At 65.2% G+C, this 26,783-nt stretch carries 18 protein-coding genes, 1 tRNA gene and 1 pseudogene; 9 read left to right on the forward strand and 11 right to left on the reverse strand.

All coding sequences use genetic code 11. From position 1 onward, the window contains the following. The 3 genes and pseudogenes from ACV4UX_RS07340 to ACV4UX_RS07350 form a co-directional block, all read right to left on the reverse strand. Positions 1-196, reverse strand: a pseudogene (locus ACV4UX_RS07340) (ammonia-forming cytochrome c nitrite reductase subunit c552); the annotation flags it as partial. Then, entirely contained in the window at positions 189-668 is a 480-nt protein-coding gene (locus tag ACV4UX_RS07345; protein WP_173082642.1) for a cytochrome c3 family protein, read from the reverse strand. The pseudogene ACV4UX_RS07340 and the gene ACV4UX_RS07345, both read right to left, overlap by 8 nt. A 139-nt stretch (positions 669-807) precedes the next feature. Beyond that, complete coding sequence (locus tag ACV4UX_RS07350; protein ID WP_491592663.1) at positions 808-1,137, reverse strand: hypothetical protein; 330 nt, start codon at positions 1,135-1,137, stop codon at positions 808-810. A 300-nt stretch (positions 1,138-1,437) separates the two neighbouring features. On the opposite strand from ACV4UX_RS07350, the gene ACV4UX_RS07355 reads away from it, so the two are divergent. Then, a complete protein-coding gene (locus tag ACV4UX_RS07355; protein WP_491592664.1) occupies positions 1,438-1,758 on the forward strand; it encodes a hypothetical protein in 321 nt (106 codons plus the stop codon). Between the two features lie 300 nt (positions 1,759-2,058). On the opposite strand, the gene ACV4UX_RS07360 is transcribed toward ACV4UX_RS07355, so the two are convergent. The 3 genes from ACV4UX_RS07360 to ACV4UX_RS07370 all read right to left on the reverse strand — a co-directional run bounded on the left by ACV4UX_RS07360 (position 2,059) and on the right by ACV4UX_RS07370 (position 4,185). Beyond that, the gene (locus ACV4UX_RS07360) at positions 2,059-2,577 is read right to left on the reverse strand and encodes a hypothetical protein (protein ID WP_491592665.1); all 519 of its coding nucleotides are present in this window, start codon (positions 2,575-2,577) and stop codon (positions 2,059-2,061) included. A gap of 111 nt (positions 2,578-2,688) precedes the next feature. After that, positions 2,689-3,195 carry a hypothetical protein gene (locus ACV4UX_RS07365; protein WP_491592666.1) on the reverse strand — a complete coding sequence of 169 codons (507 nt, stop codon included), beginning with the start codon at positions 3,193-3,195 and terminating at the stop codon, positions 2,689-2,691. A 90-nt stretch (positions 3,196-3,285) separates the two neighbouring features. Continuing rightward, on the reverse strand, positions 3,286-4,185 hold the full coding sequence (locus ACV4UX_RS07370; protein WP_491592667.1) for a LysR substrate-binding domain-containing protein: 900 nt from the start codon (positions 4,183-4,185) through the stop codon (positions 3,286-3,288). 102 nt (positions 4,186-4,287) lie between these two features. Here ACV4UX_RS07370 and ACV4UX_RS07375 point away from each other — a divergent pair, with 102 nt between their 5' ends. Then, positions 4,288-4,608 (forward strand): DUF1127 domain-containing protein, encoded by a 321-nt coding sequence (locus ACV4UX_RS07375; protein WP_491592668.1) that lies wholly within the window; start codon positions 4,288-4,290, stop codon positions 4,606-4,608. A gap of 134 nt (positions 4,609-4,742) precedes the next feature. Here ACV4UX_RS07375 and selB read toward each other — a convergent pair whose 3' ends face one another. The 5 genes from selB to ACV4UX_RS07400 all read right to left on the reverse strand — a co-directional run bounded on the left by selB (position 4,743) and on the right by ACV4UX_RS07400 (position 11,612). Continuing rightward, complete coding sequence (selB, locus tag ACV4UX_RS07380; RefSeq protein WP_491592669.1) at positions 4,743-6,650, reverse strand: selenocysteine-specific translation elongation factor; 1,908 nt, start codon at positions 6,648-6,650, stop codon at positions 4,743-4,745. 2 nt (positions 6,651-6,652) lie between these two features. Further along, a complete protein-coding gene (locus tag ACV4UX_RS07385) occupies positions 6,653-8,044 on the reverse strand; it encodes an aminopeptidase (protein WP_491592670.1) in 1,392 nt (463 codons plus the stop codon). 9 nt (positions 8,045-8,053) lie between these two features. Then, positions 8,054-9,466, reverse strand: coding sequence for an L-seryl-tRNA(Sec) selenium transferase (gene selA / locus ACV4UX_RS07390; protein WP_491592671.1), 1,413 nt, complete (start codon positions 9,464-9,466; stop codon positions 8,054-8,056). Positions 9,467-9,509: 43 nt separating this feature from the next. Beyond that, positions 9,510-10,727 (reverse strand): bifunctional folylpolyglutamate synthase/dihydrofolate synthase, encoded by a 1,218-nt coding sequence (locus ACV4UX_RS07395; protein WP_491592672.1) that lies wholly within the window; start codon positions 10,725-10,727, stop codon positions 9,510-9,512. 102 nt (positions 10,728-10,829) lie between these two features. Continuing rightward, positions 10,830-11,612 carry an MBL fold metallo-hydrolase gene (locus tag ACV4UX_RS07400; RefSeq protein ID WP_491592673.1) on the reverse strand — a complete coding sequence of 261 codons (783 nt, stop codon included), beginning with the start codon at positions 11,610-11,612 and terminating at the stop codon, positions 10,830-10,832. 136 nt (positions 11,613-11,748) lie between these two features. On the opposite strand from ACV4UX_RS07400, the gene ACV4UX_RS07405 reads away from it, so the two are divergent. The 7 genes from ACV4UX_RS07405 to ACV4UX_RS07435 form a co-directional block, all read left to right on the forward strand. Continuing rightward, positions 11,749-11,825 (forward strand) — tRNA-Arg (locus ACV4UX_RS07405). 284 nt (positions 11,826-12,109) lie between these two features. Beyond that, complete coding sequence (locus ACV4UX_RS07410) at positions 12,110-15,148, forward strand: chemotaxis protein CheB (protein ID WP_491592674.1); 3,039 nt, start codon at positions 12,110-12,112, stop codon at positions 15,146-15,148. Beyond that, positions 15,145-16,905 carry a PAS domain-containing sensor histidine kinase gene (locus ACV4UX_RS07415; protein ID WP_173082624.1) on the forward strand — a complete coding sequence of 587 codons (1,761 nt, stop codon included), beginning with the start codon at positions 15,145-15,147 and terminating at the stop codon, positions 16,903-16,905. The genes ACV4UX_RS07410 and ACV4UX_RS07415 overlap by 4 nt, the downstream gene beginning before the upstream one ends. Positions 16,906-17,025: 120 nt before the next feature. Next, positions 17,026-18,261: a PAS domain-containing sensor histidine kinase gene (locus ACV4UX_RS07420; protein ID WP_173082622.1), complete on the forward strand. Its 1,236-nt coding sequence runs from the start codon at positions 17,026-17,028 to the stop codon at positions 18,259-18,261. 145 nt (positions 18,262-18,406) lie between these two features. Further along, positions 18,407-19,492 carry a sigma-54-dependent transcriptional regulator gene (locus ACV4UX_RS07425; protein ID WP_491592675.1) on the forward strand — a complete coding sequence of 362 codons (1,086 nt, stop codon included), beginning with the start codon at positions 18,407-18,409 and terminating at the stop codon, positions 19,490-19,492. A gap of 68 nt (positions 19,493-19,560) precedes the next feature. Next, positions 19,561-20,619, forward strand: a complete 1,059-nt coding sequence (locus ACV4UX_RS07430) for an OmpA family protein (protein WP_491592676.1) — start codon at positions 19,561-19,563, stop codon at positions 20,617-20,619. A 305-nt stretch (positions 20,620-20,924) separates the two neighbouring features. Next, on the forward strand, positions 20,925-26,783 hold a 5,859-nt coding region (locus ACV4UX_RS07435; protein ID WP_491592677.1), incomplete at its 3' end, for a glucoamylase family protein.

Consider the following 26,783-nt stretch of genomic DNA (forward strand, 5'->3'; position numbering starts at 1 on the left):
AGCGGTTGTTGCGCTGGTAGGTCAGCCACTGGGCGGGGAACTGTTTCTCGAAGGCCTTGTTGCTGGTCTCGTCGCTCTTGAGGCCGGTTTTGTAGACGGGGGCCACGGGGCCTTCGGTCTGCTGGCCGCAGGCGGCCAGGAACATGCAGAGGCCCGCGGCCGCGAGCAGGGTGAAGAAGAGTTTGTTCCTAGCCATCGGCGACCTTCCTTGTGGAGATGGGGGTGCGGGACTTGTGCGGGACGCTGCGGTGGCAGTCCACGCAGTAGGGCTTGGCGTCCATGGCCACGGTCTGGATGGTGGGGGCGTGGCAGCGCACGCAGTTGGCCTGGATCACGTCCTTGTGCATCTTGCTGGCGTGGATCACGTCCGGGATGTTCTTGCTCACCGTGGCCCAGACGTCGGCGGAGCCGGCCTGCGCCTTGAAGGGGATCTTGGCGGCCAGGTTCTGGGGGGCGTGGCAGTCGTTGCAGGCCAGCTTGGCGTGGCCGGACTTGCCGAAGGTCCAGAAGGAGGTGTCCATGGTGTGGCAACTGGCGCAGAAAGCGGCCTGATCGGTGGCCTGCATGCTCCAGGCCCCTGCCGCTCCCGCCACGAGGAGCACGGCCAGGACCGAGGCCACGGCGAACCAGTTGGTGGGAGACGTTCGATTCGGCGGCGCATTGCTCATGGGCATCCCTCCTGCGTTCTGATCCCGGACGACCGGGAGTTTGTGGCTAGTGGAAGCCTACTTTAGCAGAAAGCGCGAGGAAAAATGTGATCCAGATCAAAAAAAGGCCGGAAGGAGCGCCGATCGACGGCGGAAGCGGTCAACGCTCGGGGGCGGTCTGGGCGGCCTGGCGGCGCTGCTGCTCGCGCCTGTCCATCTGGGCCTTCTGGTATTCGGCGTTCAGGCCGACGTAGGCGTCGTGAGCCTTCTGCTTGGCCTGGCGGAACACGGCGGCCCGGTCGGGCGAGCCCTGGGCCATGGCTTCCTGCTCCGCCATTTCGTAGCGGTGGTAGCTGTCGCGGTGGAATTCCACTTTGGCGCGCAAATCCTCAAGTTGCGCGCTGGTGATCCTGCCCTGCGCCGACACGGGCCCAACCGATGCCCAGGTCAGCGTCAGAGCGGCAAGGCAACAAAGCAAAACCTTGGACATGATTCCTCCACGTGGCGCGGCTTGGCCGTGTGTATGGTTCCCCCCTCAATAGCCGCCCGAGGGGATTGTGGCAATACGCGATGGCAAAAAGGAGGGTTTCTCCCATGTTTTCATGCGGACAGCAAAGCTTGTGCCGAGGGCGTCTCCGCGCCTGGCCTGGCCTGCCGGGTGAGTCGTCGGACAACGGCGAACGGTTTCACGGCATTTCGTGAAAGCTCGTGGCACAACGCCGAGAAAAGCGGTTGGCCCGGCGGAGGGTTTTCTGTTACCTCCGGGCCATCACAACGAAGCGAGGCGACCATGCGCAGCAAAGCGTATCTCCTGGCGGCGACCCTTGCCGCGACCCTCCTGTCCAGCGCCCCCGCCCTGGCGGACAAGTACGAATACACCACCATGTCTCCGGAACAGATCGAGAAGGTCATCCGCCTGGAGCGTCAGGCGTACGCCAGCGTGATGAAGAAGCTGCGCGAACTGGAGAACGGCCCCATGGACAAGGCTTCGGCCGAGTACAAGGCCAAGCAGGAGGCCCTCTTGAACGAGGCCGTGGAGCGCAAGGTGGCCCTCGATTCCATGCGCGAGGCTCTGGCGGACCAGCAGCGGGCCTACGGCAGCGGCAACTAGAGTCGGGACGTTGAAAAACAGGACATGTTTTTCAACATCCAAACCAATGGTTCCGGCTGTCCGCCGTGACTCTTCGCACGGATGGATCGTGAGGGCGCGGCACACGACGCCATCAGGGCCGGGGGGCGCTCCGGCCCTGTCCTTCCTCCGGGCGGTCGGCGTTTCCGGCCGGACGCCCGGCGCCCTTCCAGGGCGGCCCTCGGCCCCCGCCCCTGGCCAGGTGATGACGCGTAGCGTCCGCTCCGCGCCGTCCGGGCGCATGCCTGCCCGGACGAAGCGCCCCGCGAACGGACGCCCGGCTCAGGCCGGGCGCATGAGGGTGCGGCAGCGGATCTCCTCGGGGTCCACCGAGGCGAAGAGGCGCGACATGGCCTGGAAACAGTGGGTCATGTCGCGGTAGAGGCTCAACTGGTCGAAGAGGGCGCGCTTGATCTCGGTGATGGCCAGGGGGCCAGCGCGCACCTGGCGCACGGCGCGCACCACGGGCTCGGGGTGGCCGCAGAGCACGATGTTCGCCTCGTGGCGCGCCGGGACGGTCTCCAGGAAGGCCCTGCGTTTCTCCTCGGGCTCTGCGAAGAGGTTGAAGGCCACCTCCAGGCCGCCGAAACCCGCGATGTCCAGCACGAGCACGGGGATGGCGTCCTCCACGTACACCCCGCAGGCGAGGGGGGCCGAAGCGAAGGCCCGGACCTCCTCTTCGGTGAGGTCGGCGTAGAAGAAGAACACCTCGACCGTTCCCCCGGCCAGCACCGGTGCGGGGCCTTCCACCTCCGGGCGGATGCCCAGGGACTGTCCCACCCGCAGGCTGAGCGCGCTCATGCGGCCTCCGGCGAGCGTGCGGACGGGGAACTCCCGCGACCCGGATTCCGCACGCGAGAAGGCCGCCCCCCGCAAGGGGAGGCGGCCTTGGAAAGGAACGCGCCGGGCAGTCTAGTTGCCGCTCTTGGCGCGCTTGTCATAGAGCTGGCGGACCTTGGCCAGGTTTTCTTCGTAGGGGTCGCCCTTCACCTTGAACAGGGCGAAGCCGTACATGATGTCGTAGGGCATCACGTTGTTGGCCTTGTCCTTGTAAAGGGCCGTCATGGCGTCCTTCACGTCGTGGGGCTTGTAGGGGAAGTTGGAGGCGATGCATTCGAGCACGCGCTTGTCGGCGTCCTTCATGTCCATCTGCTTGGGGTCTGCGCCGTAGACGGTGTTGGTGCAGAGGAAGCGGATGGAGGTGACCATGCCCTCGATGAAGTGGCTGCGCTCGCTGTCGGTCATGGAGGACCAGCGCGCGCCGAAGTCGGTGACCTTGAGGTTCGCCCCGGCGGCCTTGGCAGAGGGGGCGCCGTCCAGGGGGGCGGGGGTCTTGTCCTTTTTCTGGGCGAGGGCCGGAACGGCCAGGGCGAGGGCGAGGATCAGGGTGAGCGCGGTGAGCGCGGCTTTGCGGGCCATCGTATGGACTCCTTCTCTGGTGTTGCCCCGTCGGGGCCTGTGAGGGTGTAGCCGCCTGGGGGAAAAAAGCAAGCCCCGGCGGGGAGGCAATCAGCCCGGGGGAGGCTCCCGCTCCAGCCAGCGCGCCCTGCGCCGGGCTTGGCCGCCGCCGAGCCCCGCAGCCACGGCGCGGGCCAGGCGTTCCACGGGCGCGGAAGGCTCCCGAGAGGCGAACGACAAGAGGATGGACGTGACCGGCAACGCCGGAAACCCCTGCGCCTCACCAAGCATCAGCACGTCGCCCGGCACGGAGCTGCGCCCCAGGGGGGCTACGGCCAGCCCCGCGCGCACGGCGGCCAGGATGCCCGTGATGCTGGGGCTCGTGTAGCACACCCGCCAGGCCACGCCCGCACGGTCCAGGGCGTCCAGGGCCCACTGCCGGAAGCGGCAGCTCTGGGCGAACAGGGCCAGGGGCAGGGGGGTCTTCTCGTGGGCCAGGTGGGCGGGCGAGGCCACCCAGACCAGCGGGTCCTTGTCCAGGAGCATGCCCCCGGGCGGGACCTGCTCCCCCGAGTGCACGGCCAGGTCCAGCTCTCCGGCCTGGAGCAGGCGCAAGAGCTCCCGGCTGCAGTCGCAGCGTACCTCCACCTCCACCAGGGGGTGCTCGGCCGCGAAGGCCTCCAGCACGGGCGGCAGATAGAAGGGGGCGTAGTCGTCCAGGATGCCCAGGCGAACGCGCCCGGCCATGGCCGGGGCCGAGAGGGCGGCCACGGCCTCGTCGTGGGTCTTCACCAGCCGCCTGGCGTAGGCCAGGAGCGACTCCCCGGACGAGGTCAGCGCGGGACGCCTGCCCTGGCGGTGGAAGAGCGGCGCGCCCACCTGTTCCTCCAGGCGTCTGATCTGCTGGCTCACGGCCGACTGGGTGCGCCCCACGTCGCGCGCGGCCAGGGTGAAGCTGCCAAGGTCCACGGCGCGCACGAAGCTGCGCAGGAAATCCACGGGGAGGTCCACGGCGCTCCTCATGAGCCGCGCTTATGGGGCTCATTAGTGCAATTCGTTTGCCTTATGGATGTCTTTGGCGTTTCTACCGGAGGAAGTCAACGGGAGGACGCCATGGGAGGCTTGAAGGAACTGCTGGGACGGCTGGGGGCGTGGTTGCGGGACGTACGGGAGCGCCGGGCGACGCGGGAGGCCCTGCTGGACCTCTCCGAGCGCCAGCTCAGGGACATCGGATTGCTGCCCGGGGACATCCAGGAGGTGGTCCGGGGGCGGCTTCCCCGCCGCCTGGAGGAGTCGCGGTCGGGAGGCTGCGAACGGGCGGCGCGGGATGGCGGTCCCCTGCCGCGCGATATGGAGCGGATTTCCGCCGGACCACGCCGGACCGGAGCAGCGGGCGTGTGCCCCCTGTGCGGCGGGAGCGGGCGCTACGCCTGAAGAGAGCGGCCCCGTGTCAGGCGGGTGCACCCCCGCCGCGTGACATGGCGGAAGTTCCGCCTGAGGAAGGCGGCCCGGGTCGGCCGAGGCGGGTGCATGCCCGCCCTGCGGCGGGCGCGTGGTCCGCGCCGGGCTCAGCCCTGGCGCATGCGCGGCAGGCGCTTGTCGCCCACGCGCACGGTGACCTTCTCCTTGTCCAGGAATTCGAGCAGGGGGATGGCGAACTTGCGCGTGAGCCCCGTGAGTTCCCGGAAGTCCTGGGGGCCAAGATCGGCGTGGGTGGCGAAGTACTCTGCCACCTTGGCCTTGAGGCCGTCCAGGGCGCTCACGGCGAAGTAGAGGTCCTCGTTGATGCGGCGCACGAGGTTCTGCTCGCTGAGGAGCTTGTAGACGGGCAGGGCCTCCTTGGCCGACGCGCCCAGGGTCTCCAGCACGTCCTTGTAGTTGGGCGGGGTGATGCCTCCGGCCTCGTAGAGGGCCAGCAGGCGCTCGCGCAGGTCGGCCTGGCCTGCGCCCAGGCTCACGGAGTGGCCGGGCAGGCGCAGGGATTCCTGGTCCTGGCTGAGCTTGCCCGCCTTGAGCAGGCGCTCCACCAGGAAATGCACCAGCTTGGGGGGCAGCTCGCGCCCCCAGGCCGAGGCCAGCTCGCCGCGCGAGACGCCCTGCTTGAGGGGCTCGCGGCGGTGGTAGGCGGCCACGTGCTCCAGGAGCCCGGCGGCCAGGGTCTCCAGCACCTCGCCGGAGAGCCACATGCGGGCCTCGCGGTCGTAGAGGCAGGCCTGGCCCTTGCCGGAGAAGCCCTGGAGCACGCGCTCCAGCTCGCGGCTCTCCAGGCCGGTGAGGGTCATGAGCGCGGGGAAGCTCGCGCCCTCGCGGCCCCGGAGCTTCAGGTGCAGGCGCGTGAGTTCTTCGGCGGACGCCTCGGGCAGGGCGGCCAGGTCGGCAAGCTCCGGGCCGTTTCGCTTGATGCGCCCGCCCAGGGGCGAGAGGATGGTCGCGCCCGCCACGGTGCGCAGCGGCGAGAAGGAGCGCATGACGCAGCGGTCTCCGCTCACGCCCGCCAGGGGCGACTCGAAGCGCGCCTGGCACAGGGCGGTCTGTCCGGGCTCGAGCTTGTCGCGGTCCAGGAAGTAGAGCCTGGCCATCACCTCGCGGGTGCCGTGGTGGAAGTGCACCTCGCCCCTGTGCTTGAGCGCCCTGGGCGAGGAGGCCAGGCAGGTGACCTCCAGGTTCCAGGCCAGCGAGGGGAAGAGCGTGCCCGGGTGGGCCAGCACCTCGCCGCGCTCCACGTCGTCCACTTCCAGACCCATGACGTTGACGGCGGTGCGCTGCCCGGCCTGTCCTTCCTCGGCGGGCAGGCCGTGCACCTGGAGGGAGCGCACCTTGGTGGGGCGCATGGAAGGGTAGAGCAGCACGTCGTCGCCGGTTCTGAGCCTGCCGGAGATGAGCGTGCCCGTGACCACGGTGCCGTGGCCCTTCATGGTGAACACGCGGTCGATGGGCAGGCGGGCCAGGTCGGAGCGGCGCTTGCCGGGAAACTCGGCGGCCAGGCGTTGGAGCTCGGCGCGCAGGGCGTCCAGGCCCTGCCCGGTGTGGGCCGACACGGGGACCATGGGAGCCTCGGCCAGGAAACTGCCGGAGAGGAAGGCGCGCACGTCCTCGGTGACGAGGCCGAGCCAGTCCTCGTCCACCATGTCCACCTTGGTGAGCGCCACCACGCCGTGGCGGATGCCCAGGAGCGTGCAGATTTCCAGGTGCTCGCGGGTCTGGGGCATGACGCCCTCGTCGGCGGCGATCACCAGCACCACGAAGTCGATGCCCGCGGCCCCGGCCACCATGTTCTTCACGAAGCGCTCGTGGCCGGGCACGTCCACCACGCCCAGGCGCACGCCGGGCAGCTCCAGGAAGGCGAAGCCCAGCTCGATGGTGATGCCGCGCTTCTTCTCTTCGGCCAGGCGGTCGCAGTCGATGCCCGTGAGGGCCTTGACCAGGGTGGTCTTGCCGTGGTCGATGTGCCCGGCGGTTCCGAGGATCAGGGCCATGGTCAACTCGCCAGGAACGCCTTGTAGGCCAGCATGGTGGCGTGCACGTCGGCCTTGGAGCAAAGCTCGAAGGGGCTGTGCATGGAGAGCACGGGCGGGCCGAAGTCGATGATGTCCATGCAGTAGGCGGCCAGGAACTTGGCCACCGTGCCGCCGCCGCCCAGGTCCACCTTGCCCAGTTCCGCCATCTGCCAGGGCACGCCGGCCGCGTCCATGACGCCCCGGATCCAGGCCACGTACTCGGGGTGGGCGTCGGAGGCCCCCACCTTGCCGCGATGGCCCGTGAACTTGTTGAACGTGGGGCCGTGGCCCAGCAGGCAGGCGTTGAGCTTCTCGTGCACCTCCTGGTAGTCCGGGTCCAGGGCGGCGTTCACGTCGGCGGACACGGCCTTGCCTGCCTCCATCACGCGCGAGAGGCGCGCGCCGGGCTCCCAGGCCGCGATGAGGTCCTCCAGGGCGTACTCGAAGAACATGGACCCCGCGCTCGTGGAGCCCTCGGAGCCGATCTCCTCCTTGTCCCAGAAGAGCACGATCTGCGCGTGCTCCGGGGTCTCGGCGGCCAGCAGGGCCTCCAGGCCCGCGAACACGCAGAGGCGGTCGTCGTGGCCGAAGCCGCCGATGAGCGAGCCGTCCAGGCCCACGAAACGCGCCGGACCGGCGGGCACGGCCTGCAGTTCGGCCGAGTAGAGGTCGCTCTCGGTGATGGCGTAACGCTCGTGGAGCAGGGCCAGCACCTTCTTCTTCACCGAGGCCTTGGCCCCGTTCTCCTTGGCGTCGTCGTCCTTGGGCGCGGGGGCGTGGCCCATGATGATGTTGAGCTTCTCGGCCTCGAAGGCGTCGGAGACCTTCTGCTCCACCTGCTTGTAGGCCAGGTGCGGCAGGAGGTCGGGGATGGTGAACACGGGGTCCTCGGGGTTCTCGCCGATCACCACCTCCACCACGCTGCCGTCGGTCTTGGCCACCACGCCGTGCAGGGCCAGGGGGCGCGCCAGCCACTGGTATTTGCGGATGCCGCCGTAGTAGTGGGTCTTGGCCTGGGAGACGTTGCAGTCCTCGTAGAGGGGGTGCTGCTTGAGGTCCAGGCGGGGGGTGTCGGCGTGGGCGCCCAGCAGGCGGAAACCCTCGGAGAGGGGGCGGCGTCCCTTGCGGGCGATGAAGGCCGTCTTGCCGTGGGAGACCTTGAAGCAGGCCTCGCCGGAGAAGCTGCCGTCCGCGCTTTCGATGAACCCGGCCTCCAGGAGGCGGCGGCGCACGTAGGCGATGGTCTCGCGTTCGGTCTTGCACTCGGTGAGAAAGCGCACGTAGCGCCCGGCCAGGGCGTCCATGGCGGCGCGGTCGGACTCGGAGGAATAGACCTCCCAGCAGTTCTTGGATTCGTGCTCCAGGGGATTCATGGCGGCTCCTTAGAGGGATGCTTGCACGGCGGCCAGGGCCAGGGCGCGGGCCGCCAGGTCGAATTCGTCGGGGCGCAGGGTGCGCGGGTCCATGCAGAAGGCGCCGTCCTCCACGCGGCCCGTCAGGGGCGGGTCGGTGTCGAGGAGCGCGGCGCGCAGGGCGTCCGGGGTGAGACCCGGGTTCCTGGGAGATAAGCAGACCAGAAAAGTCGGCAAGTCGCGTTCCGGGAAGGCCCCGCCGCCCACGCGCGAGGCCCCGGGGCGCACGCAGGCCTCGAAGTGCTCCCCGGCGCGGCGGCGCACGGCCCGGGCCAGGGCCTGGGCCTTGGCCTTCAGCTCCTGGGGCGTGGCGCGGACCATGGCCAGGGTGGGTATGTCGCGGCGGGCGCGCTCGGGGTCCAGGTAGAGGCGCAGGGTGGCCTCCAGGGCGGCCAGGGTCATCTTGTCGATGCGTAGCGCCCGGCCCAGCTGGTTGCGGCGCAGGATGTCCAGGCAGCGCTTGCGGCCCACGATGATTCCGGCCTGGGGGCCGCCCAGCACCTTGTCGCCCGAGAAGGTGACCACGTCGGCCCCGGCGGCCACCACCTGGGCCACGGTGGGCTCGCCGTGCAGGCCCGCCGATCCGAAGTCGTCCAGGGTGCCGCTGCCCAGGTCCTCGATGACGGGCAGGCCGTGGCGCGCGCCCAGGGCGGCCAGCTCCTCCAGGGGGACCTCCTTGGTGAAGCCGATGATGCGGAAATTGGAGGTGTGCACGCGCAGAAGCGCCGCAGTCTCCGGCGTGATGGCGGCTTCGTAGTCGCGCAGGTGGGTGCGGTTGGTGGCCCCCACCTCGCGCAGCACGGCCCCGGACTTGGCCATGACCTCCGGCACGCGGAAAGATCCCCCGATCTCCACCAGCTGCCCGCGCGAGACCACCACCTCCCGGCCCTTGCAGAGGCTCTCCAGCACCAGGAGCACGGCGGCGGCGTTGTTGTTCACCACAATGGCAGACTCGGCCCCGGTGAGCCGCGTGAGCAGGCCCTCGACCAGGCTGTGGCGGCTGCCGCGCCCGCCGGTGGAGAGGTCGAACTCCAGGTTGGAGTAGTGGCGGCAGGCCAGGACCACGGCCTCGGTGGCGGCGTCGGCCAGCACGGAGCGGCCCAGGTTGGTGTGCACCACCACGCCCGTGGCGTTGAGCACGCGGCGCAAGCGCGGGCGCACGAAGGAACGCGCGAAGCACTCGATGCGCCGCGACAGCGTTTCCCAGGCCAGGGCGTCCTCGCGTTCGATCAGGCCCTGGCGGATCTCCTCGCGCGTGGCGTCCAGGAAGGCCTGGACGGCTTCGCGCACCAGGGCGCGGGGAGCGTCGAGGGGCTCGGGCAGGGCCTCCAGGTGCGCGAGCACCCGGTCCATGGAGGGCAGAAGGCGGTAGAGTGCGCTCACGCTGGCTTCATCCTTGCGTCGGGTCGCCGGGAACTAGCCCACATCACGCCTGATGGCAATGCGGAGCGGCCATCCACGCGGGTTGGCAGCGGAAGACCTCGGCCAGCAGGTAGAGCGAGCCGCACACGAGCACGGTCCCCTCCTGGCCGCGCAACAGCTCCAGGGCCTGGGCGGCGTCGCGTGCTGGGCGGGCGCGCGGTCCCAGCGCGCGGGCCAGGGCCTCCGGGTCCGGGGCGCGGCCGCAGGCCTCGAACCCGGGCACGAGGATCGCCCCGGGCGTGAGCGCCCGGGCCAGGGGGAGCATGGCGTTCAGGTCCTTGTCGGCCAGGCAGGAGAAGACCATGGCGGAGGGGACCACGCCCGCGTCGGCCAGGGCGCGGGCCAGGCACTCCAGGCCCGGGGCGTTGTGCGCGCCGTCCAGGATGAGCGCGGGCAGGGGCGGCTCGGCCGGGACGCGCTGGAAGCGCCCGGGGATGTAGGCCTGGCGCGCGGCCCGCTCCAGGGCCTCGGGGGGGGCTTCGGGGACCGGGCCGTGCGCGGCCTCGGCCAGCAGCTGCCGGGCGGCCAGGGCGAGGAGCCAGTTGTCGCGCTGGTGGGGGCCGGGCATGGCCGGACTCCTGGGCCAGAGGACGCCGTGGGCTGCCGCCACGTCGGCCGCGAGGTGGAACGGCGCGCCCGTGCGGGCGGCGGCCGAGGCGAGCACGGCCAGGGCCTCGGGCGGCTGGGGGCCGCAGACCACGGGGACTCCCGGTCGCATGGCCCCGGCCTTGTCCGAGGCGATGGCCTCCACGGAGTGGCCCAGCACGGCGGCGTGGTCCATGCCGACTGGGGTGTAGACGCTCAGGTGCACGGGCAGGGCGGTGGTGGCGTCGTGCGCGCCGCCCAGGCCCGCCTCGAAGACGGCGGCGCGGCACCCGGCTTCGCGGAAGATCCAGGCGGCCATCACCGTGAGCAGCTCGAAGTAGGTGAGACGGAAGGCGTCGCCCCGGTCGGCGGAGACCTCCAGCACGGCGTGGGCGGCGTCGAGCCATGCCTGATCCGGCAGCGGGGCGGCGTCCACCAGGATGCGCTCTCGGGGCGAGAGGAAGTGGGGCGAGGTGTAGAGCCCCGTGCGCACGCCCGAGGCCGTGAGGCTGGCGGCCAGGAAGGTGGAGGTGGAGCCCTTGCCGTTGGTGCCCAGCACCTGGGCGGCGGGGCAGGGCGGGCTGTCCAGGCCCAGGGCGTCCAGGGCGGCGCGGACGCGGTGCAGGCCCAGGTCCATGTGGAAGAGGCCCAGGGCGTCCAGGTGGTCCTGGAAGCCCTGGAAGTCGCGGAAACGTGGGGAGGTCAGGGGTCGGCTCCGGGCCGCGCGGCGGGCGGCGGTCTAGAATTCGAAGGTCTCTTCCTCGCGCATGAGGTGGTAGGAGAAGCCGTCCAGGGATTCGAGCAGCTCGGCCTGGATCTGCTCCGAGAAGGGGGACTTCATGTGGTAGATGTAGACCCTGGGCTTGTAGGGGAGCTTTTCCAGCTCGCGGCGCAGGAGCTTCGGGGTGAGGTGCTTGGAGATGTTGGCCAGCTCTTCCAGGTGGTTGGGGAAGCTGGCCTCGGTGATGATGTTGCGCACGGGGCGGTGGAAGTTGGAGAGCCAGTGCCACCAGGCGTCGCAGGGTCCGGTGTCGCCGGTGTAGGCCAGGATTTCCTTCTCGCCCGGCCCCCAGAGCACGAAGCCGCTGGCGTGCTTGGCGTGGTTCACGGGGTGGTTGGCGATGGTGAGCCCGTCCACGCTCACGTGGGATGCCGCAGGCATGGGCTGGTAGGTGAGCACCGGGGAGTTGGCCGGGATGACGGTGAAGTCCGGCCAGATGGTGTCGTTGAGCAGGTGCGTGGCGATGGCGTCGAGCACTTCGGGGAGTCCCCGGATGTTCACGGGGGGCCTTGTGTGGTGGCCGAAGAACTCGATGAGGTTGTCGGCCAGGAAGAGGATGTCCTTGATGTGGTCCAGATGGGCGTGGCTGACGAAGATGTCTGTGATGGCCGCCTGTTCGTCCAGGGACAGGCTGGAGGTGACGGAGCCCGCGTCCAAGAGGATGCGTCCGTTGACGAGAAAGGACGTGAGGTGGTGTCCTGGCAGGTCCGAGCCTGAGCAACCGAGCACGCACAGCTTCATGAGCCCTCCGGGGGTGTACGGTTCGTCTCCTCTGGCCGCTAGGCGGGGCGTCTGTCAAGGGCGTCCATTCCGAAACGCCCGCGAGGGCCGTGCGGCTTGACCGTGGGCGTGCCTTGGGATTATAAAGATGGGTCGCGCGCCAGTAGCTCAGGTGGATAGAGCAGCTGCCTTCTAAGCAGCCGGCCGGGGGTTCGAGTCCTCCCTGGCGCGCCAGTAAATTCAATGGGTTAGGCCTGTCGGCCTGGCCCATTTTTCTTGTTGGATAACCGGGGTGGATAACATTGTGGCCAACCATCCGAAAATACGAGGAAATTCTGGATAACATTTGGCAGACGCGCGGAGCAGGTCAGGGGCTACCTCTGTGCTCGCGACATCTCGCAATTTTTATGTTGTAAAACCCCGACAGGCGTGAGAATATAAAATAATTACAATTCCTAGGCAGCACGCCGACTTCGTGTGCAATCATCAATACATGAATCTGATTTGGAGATATATTCATGAGTAAGAGACGGGATCAGAAAATTCAAACTACAAGCAAAGAAAATGTCGTTCTCGCAGATTCGCATGATACTGCGTTGGTGGCCAAACCCAAGTCATCATTCCCGATAGTCGGCATCGGAGCCTCCGCCGGGGGGCTGGCAGCCTTCGAGGCGTTTTTTTCCGGCATGCCCGCAGACGCCGACCCCGGCATGGCCTTCGTCCTGGTGCAGCACCTGGCCCCGGACCACAACAGCATCCTCACGGACCTCGTCCGGCGTTACACACGCATGCAGGTCTTCGAGGTCGAGGACGGGATGGAGGTCAGGCCCAACTGCACCTACATCATCCCGCCCAATCACGACATGGCCTTCCTGAACGGAACGCTCCAGTTGCTGGCTCCCGCAGCCCCTCGCGGGCAGCGTCTGCCCATCGACTTCTTCTTCCGCTCCCTGGCCCAGGACCAGCACGAACGGGCCATCGGCGTGGTGCTCTCCGGCACGGGCAGCGACGGCACACAGGGGGTGCGCGCCATCAAGGGTGAGGGCGGAATGGTCATGGCCCAGAATCCGGAGTCCACGGAATACGACGGCATGCCGCGCAACGCCATCGCCACGGGCTTGGTGGATTTCGAACTGCCGCCAGCCGAGATGCCCGCCCAGATAATTTCCTATGTGGCCCATGCCTTCGGCAAGCCACCACGGCCCGGAGCCGCCCCGCTCCACAAGGCAGAGAGCGCGATCAAGAAGATCTTCGTTCTGTTGCGGGTCCAGACAGGCCACGACTTTTCCATGTACAAGCCAAGCACCATCCATCGCCGCATTGATCGGCGCATGGCTGTCCACCAGATTGAAACGCTGAACGATTACGTCAAATACCTCCAGCATAATCCACTTGAAGTGGAAGCGCTCTTCAAGGATCTGCTCATCGGAGTGACCAGTTTCTTCCGCGACCCGGAGGCCTTCAAGGCCCTTGAGGAGCACATCATCCCCAAGCTTTTCGCAGGCAAACAGACCGGGGCCAGCATCCGCATCTGGTCGACGGGATGCTCCACCGGGGAGGAAGCCTATTCCCTGGCCATCCTCCTGCAGGAGCGCCTGGAGATGCTGAAGCAGAGCTTCAACGTACAGATTTTCGCCACGGACATCGACAGCATGGCCATCGCCACGGCCCGCACCGGGCTGTATCCGGCCAGCATCGCCGCCGACATCTCGCCAGAGCGGCTTGGGCGCTTTTTCGTGGCCGAGTCCGACGGCAGAATGTACCGTATCCACAAAGGCATCCGGGACATGCTTGTGTTTTCCGAGCACGATCTGATCCGCGACCCGCCCTTCTCCAAGCTCGACCTCATCAGCTGCCGCAACCTCATGATCTACATGGGAGGGGAGCTGCAGAAGAGGCTCATCCCCATCTTCCATTACGCGCTGAACCCGGGTGGTTTCATCTTCCTGGGCACTTCGGAGACCGTGGGGGAATTCGGGGACTTGTTCTCCACGTTGGAGCGCAAGCTGAAGCTGTACCAGCGCAAGGACGACATCCACGGCGCTCGACGGACGGTTCCGGGCTACTATCTTCCGTTCCCGTCGTTGGAGGGCAAAGCCAATCAAGCTGTCGGCAAGACGCCCGCAGCAGGGAAGCTGCCGCTGCGCGAACTGACCGAACAGGCGCTCCTCACCCATGTCCCGCTGGTAGGCGTACTGGTGAACGCACAGGGAGCCATATTGTATCTTCACGGCCGCACAGGCATGTACCTGGAGCCTGCTCCAGGCGAAGCAGGCGTCAACAACATCCTGAAGATGGCCAGGGAAGGCTTGCGGCGCGACCTGACCACGGCCCTGCACAAAGCCTCGGTGACCAAGGCGGCCGTCCGCTGCGAGGGTCTGCGAATCAAAACCAACGGCCACTACACCTTGGCCAACCTCGTCGTCAGCCCGGTACCGACGCAGCTCGCCTCGGCCCCCGAGGACACCTTGTTCCTGGTCATCCTGGAGGAAATCCCAGGTGCGGACACCACAGGTGCGCCGGGAGCCATCCTGGAACCTGTCTGGGTTGAAGGCGGCACGGATGCGAACGTCGATGCGCGCATTACGGCACTCAAGCAGGAACTCCGGGTCAAGGAGGAGTATCTCCAGACCACCAATGAGGAGCTGGAGACATCCAACGAGGAGCTCAAGTCATCCAACGAAGAGATGCAGTCCATCAACGAGGAGCTGCAATCATCCAACGAGGAGCTGGAGACGTCCAAGGAAGAGCTGCAATCAGTCAACGAGGAGCTCGCCACGGTCAATGCGGAATTGCAGACCAAGGTGGCGGACCTGTCGCAGGCCAACAACGATATGAACAACCTGCTGGCAGGAACGGGCATCGCCACCATCTTCGTGGACCATCAGCTGCGCATCCTGCGGTTCACTCCAGCGGCCACCAGGATCATAAACATGATCCTCTCGGACGTTGGGCGGCCCGTGCGCCACATCGTGTCCAACCTGGTCGGCTACGACAGCTTGGTCGCGGACGCCCAGGAGGTGCTGGACTCCCTGACCCCGAAAGAGATCGAGGTGGAAACGGCCGAAGGCAACTGGTACACCATGCGCATCCGTCCCTACCGCACCCTCGACAACGTGATCGAAGGGGCGGTGATCACCTTCTTCGACATCACCGAGACGAAAAGAGCGCAGGAAATGCTGAAAAGGGCCAACGAGCAGCTCCGGCTGGCCATCGTTGTCCGCGACTCCCAGGACGCCATTCTCATGCTCGACATGGACGGCCGCATCATGGCCTGGAACCTTTCAGCACAGAAGCTGTTCGGCTGGAGCGAGGCCGAAGCGCTGTCCATGAACATGCGGGACATGCTCCCCTCCGAGTTGCGCGAGCACGAAATGGACAACCTCCTTGCTGTCGTCAAGAACGAAACCCAGGCGCCCTACTCCACAAAACGAATGAACAAGGACGGACGGACAATCGATGTGTGGCTGACCGCCACGGCAATGCTCGACAATGCCGGGCGAATCTACGCCATTGCGACCACCGAGCGGGCCGGCCTTGTACGAGGTGACCCATGAACGCCTCACTGCGCCAACGAGCCGAAGAGCTTGCCCGGGCGGGCAAAGCCCCGAGGGGACCGAAGCTGTCTCCCGAAGAGATGCAGGAGAAGCTCCATGAGCTTCTCGTGCATCAGATAGAACTTGAAATGCAGAACGAAGCGTTGCGCCAGTCCCAGGAAGACCTGGAAGCCGTGCGCGCCCGCTATTTCGACCTCTACGACATGGCCCCCATCGGCTATGTCACGCTCAACGAACAGGGCCTGATCCTCGAAGCCAACACCACCGTCGCCTCCATGCTGGGGGTGCACCGCAGCCTGCTTGTCAACCAGCCGATCAGCCGGTTCATCTTCAAAGAAGACCAGGATCATTATTACAGGCACCGCAAGCATCTCGTCGCATCAGGCGAGCCGCACTCGTGCACCCAGCGCGGATGCGAACTGCGGCTGGTGAACCAGGAAGGGATTTCATTCTGGGCGCAGATCGAAACGAAATCCGCCCAGGAGGCAGACGGGGAATTCGTGCACCTTACCATGGTGAGCGACATCTCCGCGCGCAAACAGGCGGAGCAGGAGACGGTCAAGGCGCAGGAATACCTCGCCAACATCCTGAATTCCATGCCATCAGCCATGATCGGGATCGATCTCCAGTGCGTGGTGACGCACTGGAACAGGGCTGCGGAAGAAGCAACCGGCACACCCGCACGGTTGGCCCTTGGCCGCCCTCTGGAGGACGCGTTCCCCAGGCTGCTCCCCCAGATGGACACCATCAGGGCCGCATTGCGGGACAGGACCCCCCAGAACACGAAACGCGAGGTGTTCATCCGCAACGGCGTCAGGAGTTACCAGGACGTGATGATCTACCCCCTGGTCACTGAGGACATTGTGGGGGCGGTGGTCCGAGTGGACGACGTAACCCGGCGGGTTCAAATCGATGAGATGATGGTGCAGTCCGAGAAGATGATGTCCGTGGGCGGCCTCGCCGCAGGCATGGCCCATGAGATCAACAACCCCCTGAGCGGCATTCTCCAGAGCGCGCAGGTGGTTATCTCCCACCTCCAGCCGGATGTCCCGGCCAACAGGATCGCTGCCGAAGCGAGCGGATGCTCCATGGACAGCATCCAGGCCTACTTGAATAAACGACAGATTCCCGAGTTCATGGAGGCCATCAACCAGTCTGGCGCGAGAGCCGCCCAGATCGTCTCCAACATGCTGGAGTTCTGCCGCAAGGGCGACGTACCGCAGCAGGCTGCGGACATAAACGCCTTGCTGGACAAGGCCGTGGAGTTGTCACGCTTCGACTATGACCTGAAGAAAAAATACGACTTCAAAACCATCACCATCGTTCGCGAATACGCTCAGGACCTCCCGGAGGTGTACTGCACCTGCGCCGAGATAGAGCAAGTCGCCCTGAACCTGCTCAAGAACGCGGCTCAGGCCCTCGTGAATCAGGACGCGATCACGAGCAAGCCGACCATCACGCTGCGGACCGCCCTCGACGGCGGCCTCCTGCGCATCGAGGTAGAAGACAACGGCATCGGCATGACCGACGCCGTGCGCAAAAGGGCCTTCGAGCCCTTCTTCACCACCAAGGGTGTCGGGGAAGGCACCGGACTGGGGCTCGCGGTTTCGTATTTCATCATCGTCACCAAGCACGGCGGCAGCTTCGATGTGCAGTCGCAACCCGGAATTGGAACACGCTTCATCATGCGCATCCCGTTTTCGCCGGATCAGACGGATGCCTGGACGGCGGCGGCAGAAACGCATGCAGAATCATAATCACTCCCCGCCGGGCCTTCCCGGCAGATCTTGGCACTGCAAGCCTCCTTCATGGAACCAAGGCATCCCGCAGTAGACTTTTACAGTGCAACCTGAATTGGCTGCACCAGGAGACGTACGATGACAGACAACCTGCGCAAGCGTGCGGAGATGCAGCTTAACACACGCAAAATTAAAACCGACGAGGCGATGACTCCAGAGGAAATGCTCCAGATGATGCACGAATTGCGCGTGCACCAGATCGAACTGGAGATGCAGAACGAGGAACTTCGGCGGACGCAGATGGAACTTGAAACCCTGCGCGCTAAATATTTCGATCTCTACGATCTGGCGCCCATCGGATACGTGACGCTAAGCGGCAAAGGGATGCTCCTTGAAACCAACGTTACCTTCGCGACCATGCTGGGCGTGCCGCGGGGAACGCTCGCCAACCAGCCCCTCAGCCGGTTCATCCACAAAGAGGACCAGGACATCTACTACAAGCACCACAAGCTGCTCGCCTCCACCGGCATGCCCCAGGGATGCGAACTGCGCATGATGAAGGCGGATGCGACGCACTTCTGGGCAAAGATAGATGCCGTCCCGGCCACCGAGGAAGGCAAAGCCACGGTGTACCGTACCGTCATAAGCGACATCTCCGCCCGCAAACATGCCGAACAGCTCCAGGCGGACATCGAGGGCATCATCCAGCACGACCTGCGCTCGCCCGCGTGCAACGCCGTGAACGTCGCCATGCTGTTGCTTGAGGGTGACGGGTTGAACGACCAGCAACGCCAGCTTCTGTTACTGCTGAACAACGCTGGCCTACAGATGCTGGACACACTGGACCGTTCGCTGGACATGCACAGGATCGAAACAGGACAGTACAAGGCCAATCCAAAGACCTTCAATTGCCTCCCTGTGATTCTTGAGATTATCCAGAACCTGCGCAACATGAAGCAGCACCGGAACACCTCCATGCAGGTGCTTCTGAACGGCGCTCCGCCTCCTGAGAATGTGCGATTCGCATGCTTCGGACAGGAGGAACTCTTACGCGCCTCCCTGTTCAACCTTATGAAAAATGCGGTGGAGGCTTCTCCCAAGGGGAGCATGGTGACCGTGAACCTGGCATCGGACAAGGACCGCCACATCGAGATACGCAATCAGGGCGTGGTTCCCGCGTCCATACGGGATCGGTTCTTCGACAAGTACAGCACGGCGGGCAAGCCCTACGGGACGGGGCTCGGCACCTACTCGGCGAAAATGATGATCGAGGCGCAGGGCGGCACGCTCACAATGCGCACTTCGGAGGAATCAGGCGAGACGGTCCTCACGATCCATCTCCCCTCGTGCGCGAGCTCCGCAGGCATCCAATAAGCTGTGTGACGGCACTGCCGCTCCGGAGAGCGCGCCGGGAAAGGATCCATGACCCGACAAGCACGGCGAGGCCCACTCGCCTCAAGACGACTCAATGGCTGCAAGGGATTTCAGATCCCCGCCCGGTTTAAGACAAGGACGCTGCATGGCCAGGATTCTTATCGTTGACGATGACGAGATTACCCGCATGGTGCTTTCAGACATCATTGGCGCGGAAGGACACACGGTGTACGCCGAGCCCTCCCTGGCCCGGGGAGTCAAGATAGCCGAATCAATCCCCATCGACCTCGTATTTCTGGACGTCTTCCTCCCCGACGGCAACGGCCTGGAGTATCTTGTACGGTTCACGCAACTGCCCTCAAACCCCTTGGTGATCATCATCACCAACGCGGGCAATCCCAACGGAGCGGAACTGGCCATTCGCAACGGAGCCTGGGACTACGTCGAGAAGCCGTTCTCACCAAAGGATCTTCAGCTCTCCATCCGCCAAGCCGTGGCGTTCCGCGAGAAAAAGGGCGACACCCTGCCCGTAAAGCGCAGCCGGATTGTGGGGTCGAGCCCCCAACTGCTGCAATGCATCCAGGAGATGTCCAGGGCGGCTCGAAGCAACGTGAGCGTGCTGTTCTACGGAGAAACGGGCGTCGGCAAGGACCTCTTCGTCAGGGCTTTGCACGAGAACTGTTCCGTATCGAACGGACCGTTCGTGATCGTGGACTGCGCGTCTCTCCAGCCCACCATCGCCGGAAGCGAACTCTTCGGGCACAAGAAGGGGTCGTTCACCAGCGCGGTGTCCGCAAACCAGGGACTTATCCAGCAGGCGCACGGCGGCACCCTCTTCCTGGATGAGATAAGCGAACTCGACCTCGAAACGCAGAAACTCCTGCTGCGCGTCCTGGAAACCCACAGGTATCGCCCCCTCGGCGAACACCACGAGGTGCACAGCGATTTCCGCTTCGTGTGCGCCAGCAACAGGGACCTTGAGGCCATGGTCGGGCCTGTACTTCGTTCCGGCGATGGCGCGGTCCAACTCCAGCACGGTAACCGCCGGATTTACCGGCCTCCCCCTGCGCAATTGCCAGGGCACATACTGTGCCGAACTGAAGAAGCTCGCATTGGGCCAGGAATTGAGGGTCCTGTTCAACGACACAGGCGGTGGCTGGTCCTATGTCGAGGTCGTGCAGACCGGAGAGAAGGGATGGGTGTGCAACGCCAACGTGTTTTAACCGTGTAGTTTTAGTCAACGACTACAGCGTCAGCAGTGCTTCTCACAACGCATCACCCGTGAGCCAAGGGGACTATATGACCAATACCAACACAATAAAAATGCGCATCATTCCTGCGCTGCTGGCCATTGCCTTGCTGATCTCGGCGATTCCTGCCGCTGCCGCAAAGCTTGTGCCGTCAGTCGACAACTTCATCCTCTTCCTGGACCACTCCAGCTCGATGAAGTTCTTCTACAAAGGCGTGCGCATCGTCGATCTTGGCGGACAGTCCAAGATTGTCCTGGCCAAGTCCGCCATGGTGGAGTTCAACAATCTCGTCCCGGACCTGGGCTACAAAAGCGGCGTGTACACCTTCGCCCCGTTCAGGAAGTACGCAGGCATGTCCCCGTATAGCCGGACAGCCGTGGCCAACGCCATTGACCCCATCAGCATCGATTACGAGACCTATGGCCGCGTCACCCCCATGGGCCCCGGCCTGCAGGAACTCGACAAGGTGCTCGGCAACCTGCCCGGCAGGACCGCAGTCGTCCTGTTCTCGGACGGCGACGAAAACCTGGGCATCGATGCCGTTGTCGAAGCCAAGCGCCTTCAGGCCAAATACAGCGACAGGCTGTGCTTTATGGTGGTCAGCTTCGCCGACAGCAAGCACGGTGAGAGCGTCCTGAAGCAAATCGCGGCCCTGTCCAGGTGCTCGTGCTTCGTGAATGGCGAAGAGTTCCTTCGCAACCAGGCCGCGCGCCTGACCTTCATGAAATGCGGCCTGTACCAGGAGCAGTCCGACATGGGCAGCGAGACAGTGGTCTTCCGCTCCATCTACTTCGACTTCGACAAGTACAACATCAAGCCGGAATTCATCCCGGTTCTCGACGAAGGCGTCGCCATGAGCATGTCCAAGTCCAACATGGGCGTCGTCCTGGAAGGACACACCGACTCCGTCGGCTCGGACAGCTACAACCAGGCCTTGTCCAACCGCCGCGCCAACTCGGTGAAGTCCTACTTCGTGAAGAAGGGCGTCGATGCGGGCCGCATCACGGCCATCGGATACGGTGAGGCACAGCCGCGCGCCGACAACGCCACAGCTGAAGGCCGCAAGCTGAACCGCCGTGTGGAGATCAAGTTCAAGCCCGTTCAATAACCCGCAACAACTCTGATTCCAGCCAGGCAGGGACCAACCATCCCTGCCTGGCGTTTTGGGGATATGAATCTCGAAACTTTCAAGCATGAACCGATGAGCCCGGTGCAATATGCCATTGTGACAATTTTCTTTGTTGCCAGGTACAACTTTCCACGAGACAGGCAGAGGATGTCATTTATTGAAGAACATTATGTTTTGCTCATTATTGCGAGGATACTGCCATAGTAATCAACGCGTTTGCACTCACGGCACGCACGCGTACCGCGCTACGGGGCGACCAGGATACTGAGCTGCTGCGCTCGGAATTGTTCAGCATAAAGCAACTGGAGCGCCACGCCGTCATGCTAGCCGTCCAGCATCGAATCGCCCAGAAGCCTGGGCCCGACAAGCTGCTGCCACGGCTGTCGGACAACGCCCACGTCCTGCTGGCGGCCTATGACGTTGTTACGGCGTCCACGACGCAGGGGCAACGACTCGTCCCTGCGGAAGCCTGGCTGCTGGACAACTTCTATCTCATTGAACAGCAGATCGTCATGGCCCGCCGCCATCTCCCACGCGGATACAGCAGGCAGCTGCCGCAGCTGGCCGAAGGCGCATCGTCTGGCTTCCCGCGCATCTACGCCCTGGCCCTGGAGCTTATTTCGCACATGGATGGCCGCGTCGATAGCGACAACGCCCACCAGTTCATCGCGGCCTATCAGACCGTGGAGCCGCTCAAGCTGGATGAACTCTGGGCGTTCCCCATCATGCTGCAACTTGCGTTGCTGGAAAATATCCGGCGAGTCGGCGTTCGCATTGCTCGCAGGCGTGAAGAGCGCGACGCGGCCATCCTCTGGGCGGACCGCATGCTCGCCACCGCCGAGTTGGAACCGAAACAGCTTATCCAGCAGCTGGCCAAGTTCGCCAATGCAGATGTCCCCCTGACCGCTCCGTTCGTGGAAGAGTTCTATGCCCGGCTTCAGGCCCAGGGCTCCGCCATGGCCTTCGTGCAGACCTGGGTCGAGCAGAAGCTGCGAGAACAGGGAGTCACGGCGACCCAGTTGTCGGAAGCCGCCGGACGGACGGCTGCGGCCAACCAGATCGCCATCGCCAACAGCATCGGCAGCCTGCGCTTCATCGGCGCGATGGACTGGCGCGATTACGTCGAGGCGCAAAGCGTGGTCGAGCGGATGCTGCGCGAGGATCCGGCAGGGATGCACGCCCTCCAGGATTTTTCCACCCGCGACCGGTACCGCCACGTGATTGAGGAAGTGGCCAAGGGCAGCACCAGGAGCGAACCGGAGGTGGCGCGCGAAACGATCGGTCTCGCCAAGGCCGCTGCCCAGGCGTTTGGAACCGGGGATCGAACCGCGCACGTCGGGTACTACCTGATCGACAAGGGCCACCACGTGCTGGAAAGCGCGGTCGGCTTCCGCCCCACCTTGAAATCGCGCCTTCGCGCCACGAGCCAAAAGCTCCGGCTCACCGCGTACCTCGGCTCCATTCTGGTGCTCACGGCTTTGGCTGCCTCCCCCGTGTTCCTCTCCGTTTCCGTGCTCGGCCCGGCTGACTGGAGATGCTGGCTGCTCGCGGTGGCGGGTGTGTTCGGCGTTTCCACACTTGCCGTCTCCCTGGTGAACCTGCTGGTCACGCTTTTCCTGCCTCCGCGCGGATTGCCGCGCATGGATTTTTCACAGGGCATCCCATCCGCGCACCGCACCATGGTGATAGTCCCCACCCTGCTGAGCACGCCGCAGGAAATTGATGACCTTCTCGAAGCATTGGAAATCCGCTACCTCGGCAACCGCGACCGCAATCTGTTCTTCGCCTTGCTCACGGATTACCGCGACGCTTCCGAGCGTGCGCTCCCTGGAGATGACGAACTGCTGGCGCACGCCCGCTCGGCAGTGCAGGCACTCAACGAGACCTACCGTGACGATCGCCCGTGCGTCTTTTACCTGTTCCATCGTCCACGTGTCTGGAATCCGTACGAACAGGTCTGGATGGGCTTTGAGCGCAAGCGCGGCAAGCTGGAGCAGTTCAACTCCGTGCTGCGCGGCGGCGACGTCGCCGCATTTTCCGAGATCGTTGGAGACTTGGGCGTGCTTGGCTCGATCAAATACGTCATCACCCTGGACACCGACACGCAACTGCCGCGCGACACGGCGCGCACGCTCATCGGCAACATCGCCCATCCTCTCAACAGGCCGGTGTACGACGCCGCGAAGGGGCGCATCGTCGACGGGTACGCCATCCTGCAACCCCGCGCTTCCATCAGCCTGACCAGCGCTGGGCATTCGCTGTTCACCAAGTTGTTCGCGGGCGAGTCCGGCATCGACCCCTATTCGCGCGAAGTGTCCGACGTCTATCAGGACCTCTTCGGGGAAGGATCGTTCATCGGCAAGGGCATCTATGATGTGGACGCCTTCCGCCAGGCCGTTGATGGCCGCTTTCCCGAGAACCTCATCCTCAGCCACGACCTGCTGGAAAGCGGCTATGCCCGCTCCGCCCTGGTGACCGATGTGGACCTCATCGAGGAGCATCCCGCCAGTTACGCCATCGAGACGAGCCGACGCCACAGGTGGATTCGTGGCGACTGGCAGCTCACCGGATGGCTGCTCCCGAGCGTGCTGGGTCCGCCGGGGCCGGATGGAACAAAATCAAGACGGCAGCCCAATCCGCTCACCGCCTTGTCGGTCTGGAAAATTTTCGACAACATCCGGCGCAGCCTTGTGCCGCCGTCGCTGTTGGCCATGCTGGCGGGCGGCTGGCTGCTCGTGCCGGGATCGCCGTGGTTCTGGACCCTGCTGGTGGCGGGCGTGGTGTTCCTGCCTGACCTGTTGCGGGCCGGTATCGTACTCGTCCGCAAGCCGGACGACCGCAACTGGCTGGTGCACACGGCGCTCTCAGGAAGAGCGGCCGGTCGTCCCTTGACGCTCGCCCTGCTGACGCTCACGTTCCTGCCGTACGACGCGCTCATATGCGTGGACGCAATTCTGCGCTCTGGCCTGCGGATGCTGTTCACCCGGCGTGGATTGCTGGTGTGGCACATGCCCAGCTATGCCCGGCGCAACGCGCGCCGGACCCTGGCGGCGTTCTGCGTTGAGATGTGGGCCGCTCCGGTTCTGGCGGCTGCGCTGGGCTTCGCGGTATGGACCCTCCACCCTGCGGGTTTGATCTCCTGCGCGCCGGTGCTGCTCCTGTGGCTGCTCTCTCCCGCCGTGGGGTGGTGGATCAGCCTCCCGCTCCTGCCGCCTGCGCAGGAGCTGACCGACGAACAGCGGAAATTCCTGCGAGCGTCCGCCAGGAGAACGTGGCGTTTCTTCGCGGAGTTCGTGGGGCCGCAGGACAACTGGCTCCCGCCCGACAACTTCCAGGAGTATCCAAGTGCGGTCATCGCCTCACGCACCTCGCCAACGAACATGGGCATGTCCCTGCTGTCTGCACTGGCCGCCTACGATTTCGGCTATATCCCCGCCGGAGAATTTCTGCGGCTGACGGGCAACACCATGTCCACCATGGAGAAACTGGAGCGCTATCGCGGCCATTTCTACAACTGGTACGACACCCGCACGCTGACGCCGCTTCGCCCGAAGTATGTTTCCTCGGTGGACAGCGGCAACCTGGCGGGCAGCCTGCTTACGTTGCAAGCGGGTCTTGCCGGACTGAAAGACCACCCTGTGCTCTCCCCGCGCGCGTTCCACGGACTTCAGGATACCGTACAAGTGCTGTCCGAATACGCGCCTTCCTCACGCATCCCCGAGCTCGCGAAGAAGATCAGGCTGCTTCAGGACACCCTGCAAGCACTCACGCGCGACGGCCTGCCGCGAACGCTGGCCGCTGCCTACATCGCCCTGGCCGAAATTCGCCGCCATGGCGAGGGGCTTGCTTCATCGCTGCCACCCACCGCACTCGATGACGAACTGCACTACTGGGCGAACGCGTTCGTCCAACAGGCCCACACGATTGAGGACGACATCAGGACGCTGATTGCTGATCCGCAGACGGCGGGCGACATTCCAGGACTGGCGGAGCTGGCCCTGGGTGTGATCGACCCCACGCGGCCAGCCGGGCTTGCATCACAGCGTGCAGCCGCGCTGGAGCGCCTGGCGATCATCGACGACCTGATGGAGCGTTGCCGGGAACTGTCCGCCATGGATTTCGAATTTCTCTACGACACGTCGCGCGACCTGCTGACCATCGGCTACGACGTGGGCGAACGCCGCCGCGACCCCTCCTGCTACGACCTGCTCGCCTCGGAGGCGCGCCTGACCAGCTTCCTGCTCATCGCGCAGGGGCAGATCCCGCAGAAACACTGGTTCTCGCTGGGGAGACTTCTCACCAGCCATGGCCGCGACGTGAGCCTTATCTCCTGGAGCGGCTCCATGTTCGAGTACCTCATGCCGCAGCTCGTCATGCCCAGTTACGAGAACACCCTGCTGGAGCAGACCTGTAAGGCCGCCGTGTCCCGCCAGATCGAATATGGCCGCCAGCGCGGCGTGCCCTGGGGAATTTCCGAATCCTGCTACAACGCCACGGACGTGCTCCACGTCTATCAGTACCGGGCCTTCGGCGTCCCCGGGCTTGGCTTCAAGCGCGGCCTGGGTGACGATCTGGTGATCGCACCCTACGCCAGCGCACTGGCCCTCATGGTCCTGCCGAGAGAGGCCTGCCGCAACCTTCAAACGCTGGCGACCAGCGAATTCCAGGGCGCGTATGGCTTCTACGAGGCCGTGGACTACACGCCGTCGCGCGTGCTGCGCGGCAAGAGCCACGCAGTGGTGCGCGCGTTCATGGCGCACCATCAGGGCATGAGCCTCCTGGCCTTCGAGCATGTCCTGCTGGGCCAACCCATGCAACGACGCTTCATGGCCTCCCCCCAGGTGCGGGCCACGGATTTGCTGTTGCAGGAGCGCGTGCCCAAGAAGGGGGCGACGCTTCACCCGCACGCAGCGGAAGTGAGCGCCGCCGCGCGCCCGACCGCAACGGAAGCGGACGCGATCATGCGCGTTTTCACAGACCCCAACACGCCGATGCCCGAAGTGCACCTGCTGTCCAACGGCAGATACCACGTGATGACAACCAGCGCAGGCGGAGGCTACAGCCGCTGGCATGATCTGGCCGTCACCCGCTGGCGCGAGGACGCCACCTCAGATTGCTGGGGCGCTTTCATCTACCTTCGCGATATCGACACGGGCCGCTACTGGTCCACCGCGCATCAGCCGACGCTGCGCAAGGCCGATCACTACGAGGCGACCTTCGTGCAGGGGCGGGCCGAATACCGCAGGCGCGACCAGGCCATCGAAACGCACACCGAGATCAGCGTTTCGCCGGAAGATGATGTGGAAATCCGCCGCGTCACGCTCACGAACATGTCCTCGCGCACCCGCAGCATCGAGGTGACCAGCTACGCCGAGGTCGTGCTGGCTCCGCTCAATGCGGACCTGTCCCATCGCGCCTTCAGCAACCTGTTCGTACAGACCGAGATCCTGCCCGACCGCCAGGCGATCCTCTGCACCCGGCGTCCCCGCACGCCGGGAGAGCACCTGCCGCTCATGTTCCACCTGTTGGCGGCGCCCGGCGCGACCGCAGGGGAGCCGTCCTTCGAGACCGACCGCGCCAGGTTCATCGGGCGGGGCCGCAGCGCCGCCAATCCGGCGGCGCTGGATGACGGCTCACCGGTAATGCTCTCCAACACCGGCGGGTCCGTGCTTGATCCTATCGTGGCGATCCGGCGCATCATCACCCTGGCTCCCGACGAATCGGCCAGCGTGCAGATCATTTCCGGCGTGGCCGACACGCGCGACGCGGCCCTGACGGTGCTCGAAAAGTATGCCGACCGGCACTTCGTGGAGCGCGCGTTTGAAATGGCCTGGTTTCAGAGTCAGGAGGTGCTGCGTCACCTGGGCGCGACCGAGGCCGACGCGCAGATCTTTGGCCGCCTGGCGACTTCCGTCATATACGGCAGCGCCACACGCCGCGCCGCCCCGGGCGTCATCGCGCGAAACCAGCTCGGCCAAGCCGGGTTGTGGCGCTTCGCCATCTCCGGCGACCTGCCCATCGTCCTTCTGCGCATAAGCGACCTGAACCGCATCGGGCTGGTCAAGGAAGTGCTTCAAGCCCACGCCTATTGGCGAATGAAAGGCCTGAGTTCGGACCTGATCATCCTGAACGAGGATTTCACA

Source organism: Fundidesulfovibrio sp. (assembly GCF_058402725.1).

What these genes read in the sequence shown, in the direction of transcription:
- ACV4UX_RS07425 (WP_491592675.1), top strand. Translation starts at nt 18,407, where the DNA reads ATGGCCAGGATTCTTATCGTTGACGATGACGAGATTACCCGCATGGTG.
- ACV4UX_RS07375 (WP_491592668.1), top strand. Translation starts at nt 4,288, where the DNA reads ATGGGAGGCTTGAAGGAACTGCTGGGACGGCTGGGGGCGTGGTTGCGG.
- ACV4UX_RS07360 (WP_491592665.1), bottom strand. Translation starts at nt 2,577, where the DNA reads ATGAGCGCGCTCAGCCTGCGGGTGGGACAGTCCCTGGGCATCCGCCCG.
- ACV4UX_RS07410 (WP_491592674.1), top strand. Translation starts at nt 12,110, where the DNA reads ATGAGTAAGAGACGGGATCAGAAAATTCAAACTACAAGCAAAGAAAAT.
- ACV4UX_RS07420 (WP_173082622.1), top strand. Translation starts at nt 17,026, where the DNA reads ATGACAGACAACCTGCGCAAGCGTGCGGAGATGCAGCTTAACACACGC.
- selB (WP_491592669.1), bottom strand. Translation starts at nt 6,650, where the DNA reads ATGGCCCTGATCCTCGGAACCGCCGGGCACATCGACCACGGCAAGACC.
- ACV4UX_RS07345 (WP_173082642.1), bottom strand. Translation starts at nt 668, where the DNA reads ATGAGCAATGCGCCGCCGAATCGAACGTCTCCCACCAACTGGTTCGCC.
- ACV4UX_RS07395 (WP_491592672.1), bottom strand. Translation starts at nt 10,727, where the DNA reads ATGGACCTGGGCCTGCACCGCGTCCGCGCCGCCCTGGACGCCCTGGGC.
- ACV4UX_RS07365 (WP_491592666.1), bottom strand. Translation starts at nt 3,195, where the DNA reads ATGGCCCGCAAAGCCGCGCTCACCGCGCTCACCCTGATCCTCGCCCTC.
- ACV4UX_RS07355 (WP_491592664.1), top strand. Translation starts at nt 1,438, where the DNA reads ATGCGCAGCAAAGCGTATCTCCTGGCGGCGACCCTTGCCGCGACCCTC.
- ACV4UX_RS07415 (WP_173082624.1), top strand. Translation starts at nt 15,145, where the DNA reads ATGAACGCCTCACTGCGCCAACGAGCCGAAGAGCTTGCCCGGGCGGGC.
- ACV4UX_RS07385 (WP_491592670.1), bottom strand. Translation starts at nt 8,044, where the DNA reads ATGAATCCCCTGGAGCACGAATCCAAGAACTGCTGGGAGGTCTATTCC.
- ACV4UX_RS07400 (WP_491592673.1), bottom strand. Translation starts at nt 11,612, where the DNA reads ATGAAGCTGTGCGTGCTCGGTTGCTCAGGCTCGGACCTGCCAGGACAC.
- ACV4UX_RS07430 (WP_491592676.1), top strand. Translation starts at nt 19,561, where the DNA reads ATGACCAATACCAACACAATAAAAATGCGCATCATTCCTGCGCTGCTG.
- ACV4UX_RS07350 (WP_491592663.1), bottom strand. Translation starts at nt 1,137, where the DNA reads ATGTCCAAGGTTTTGCTTTGTTGCCTTGCCGCTCTGACGCTGACCTGG.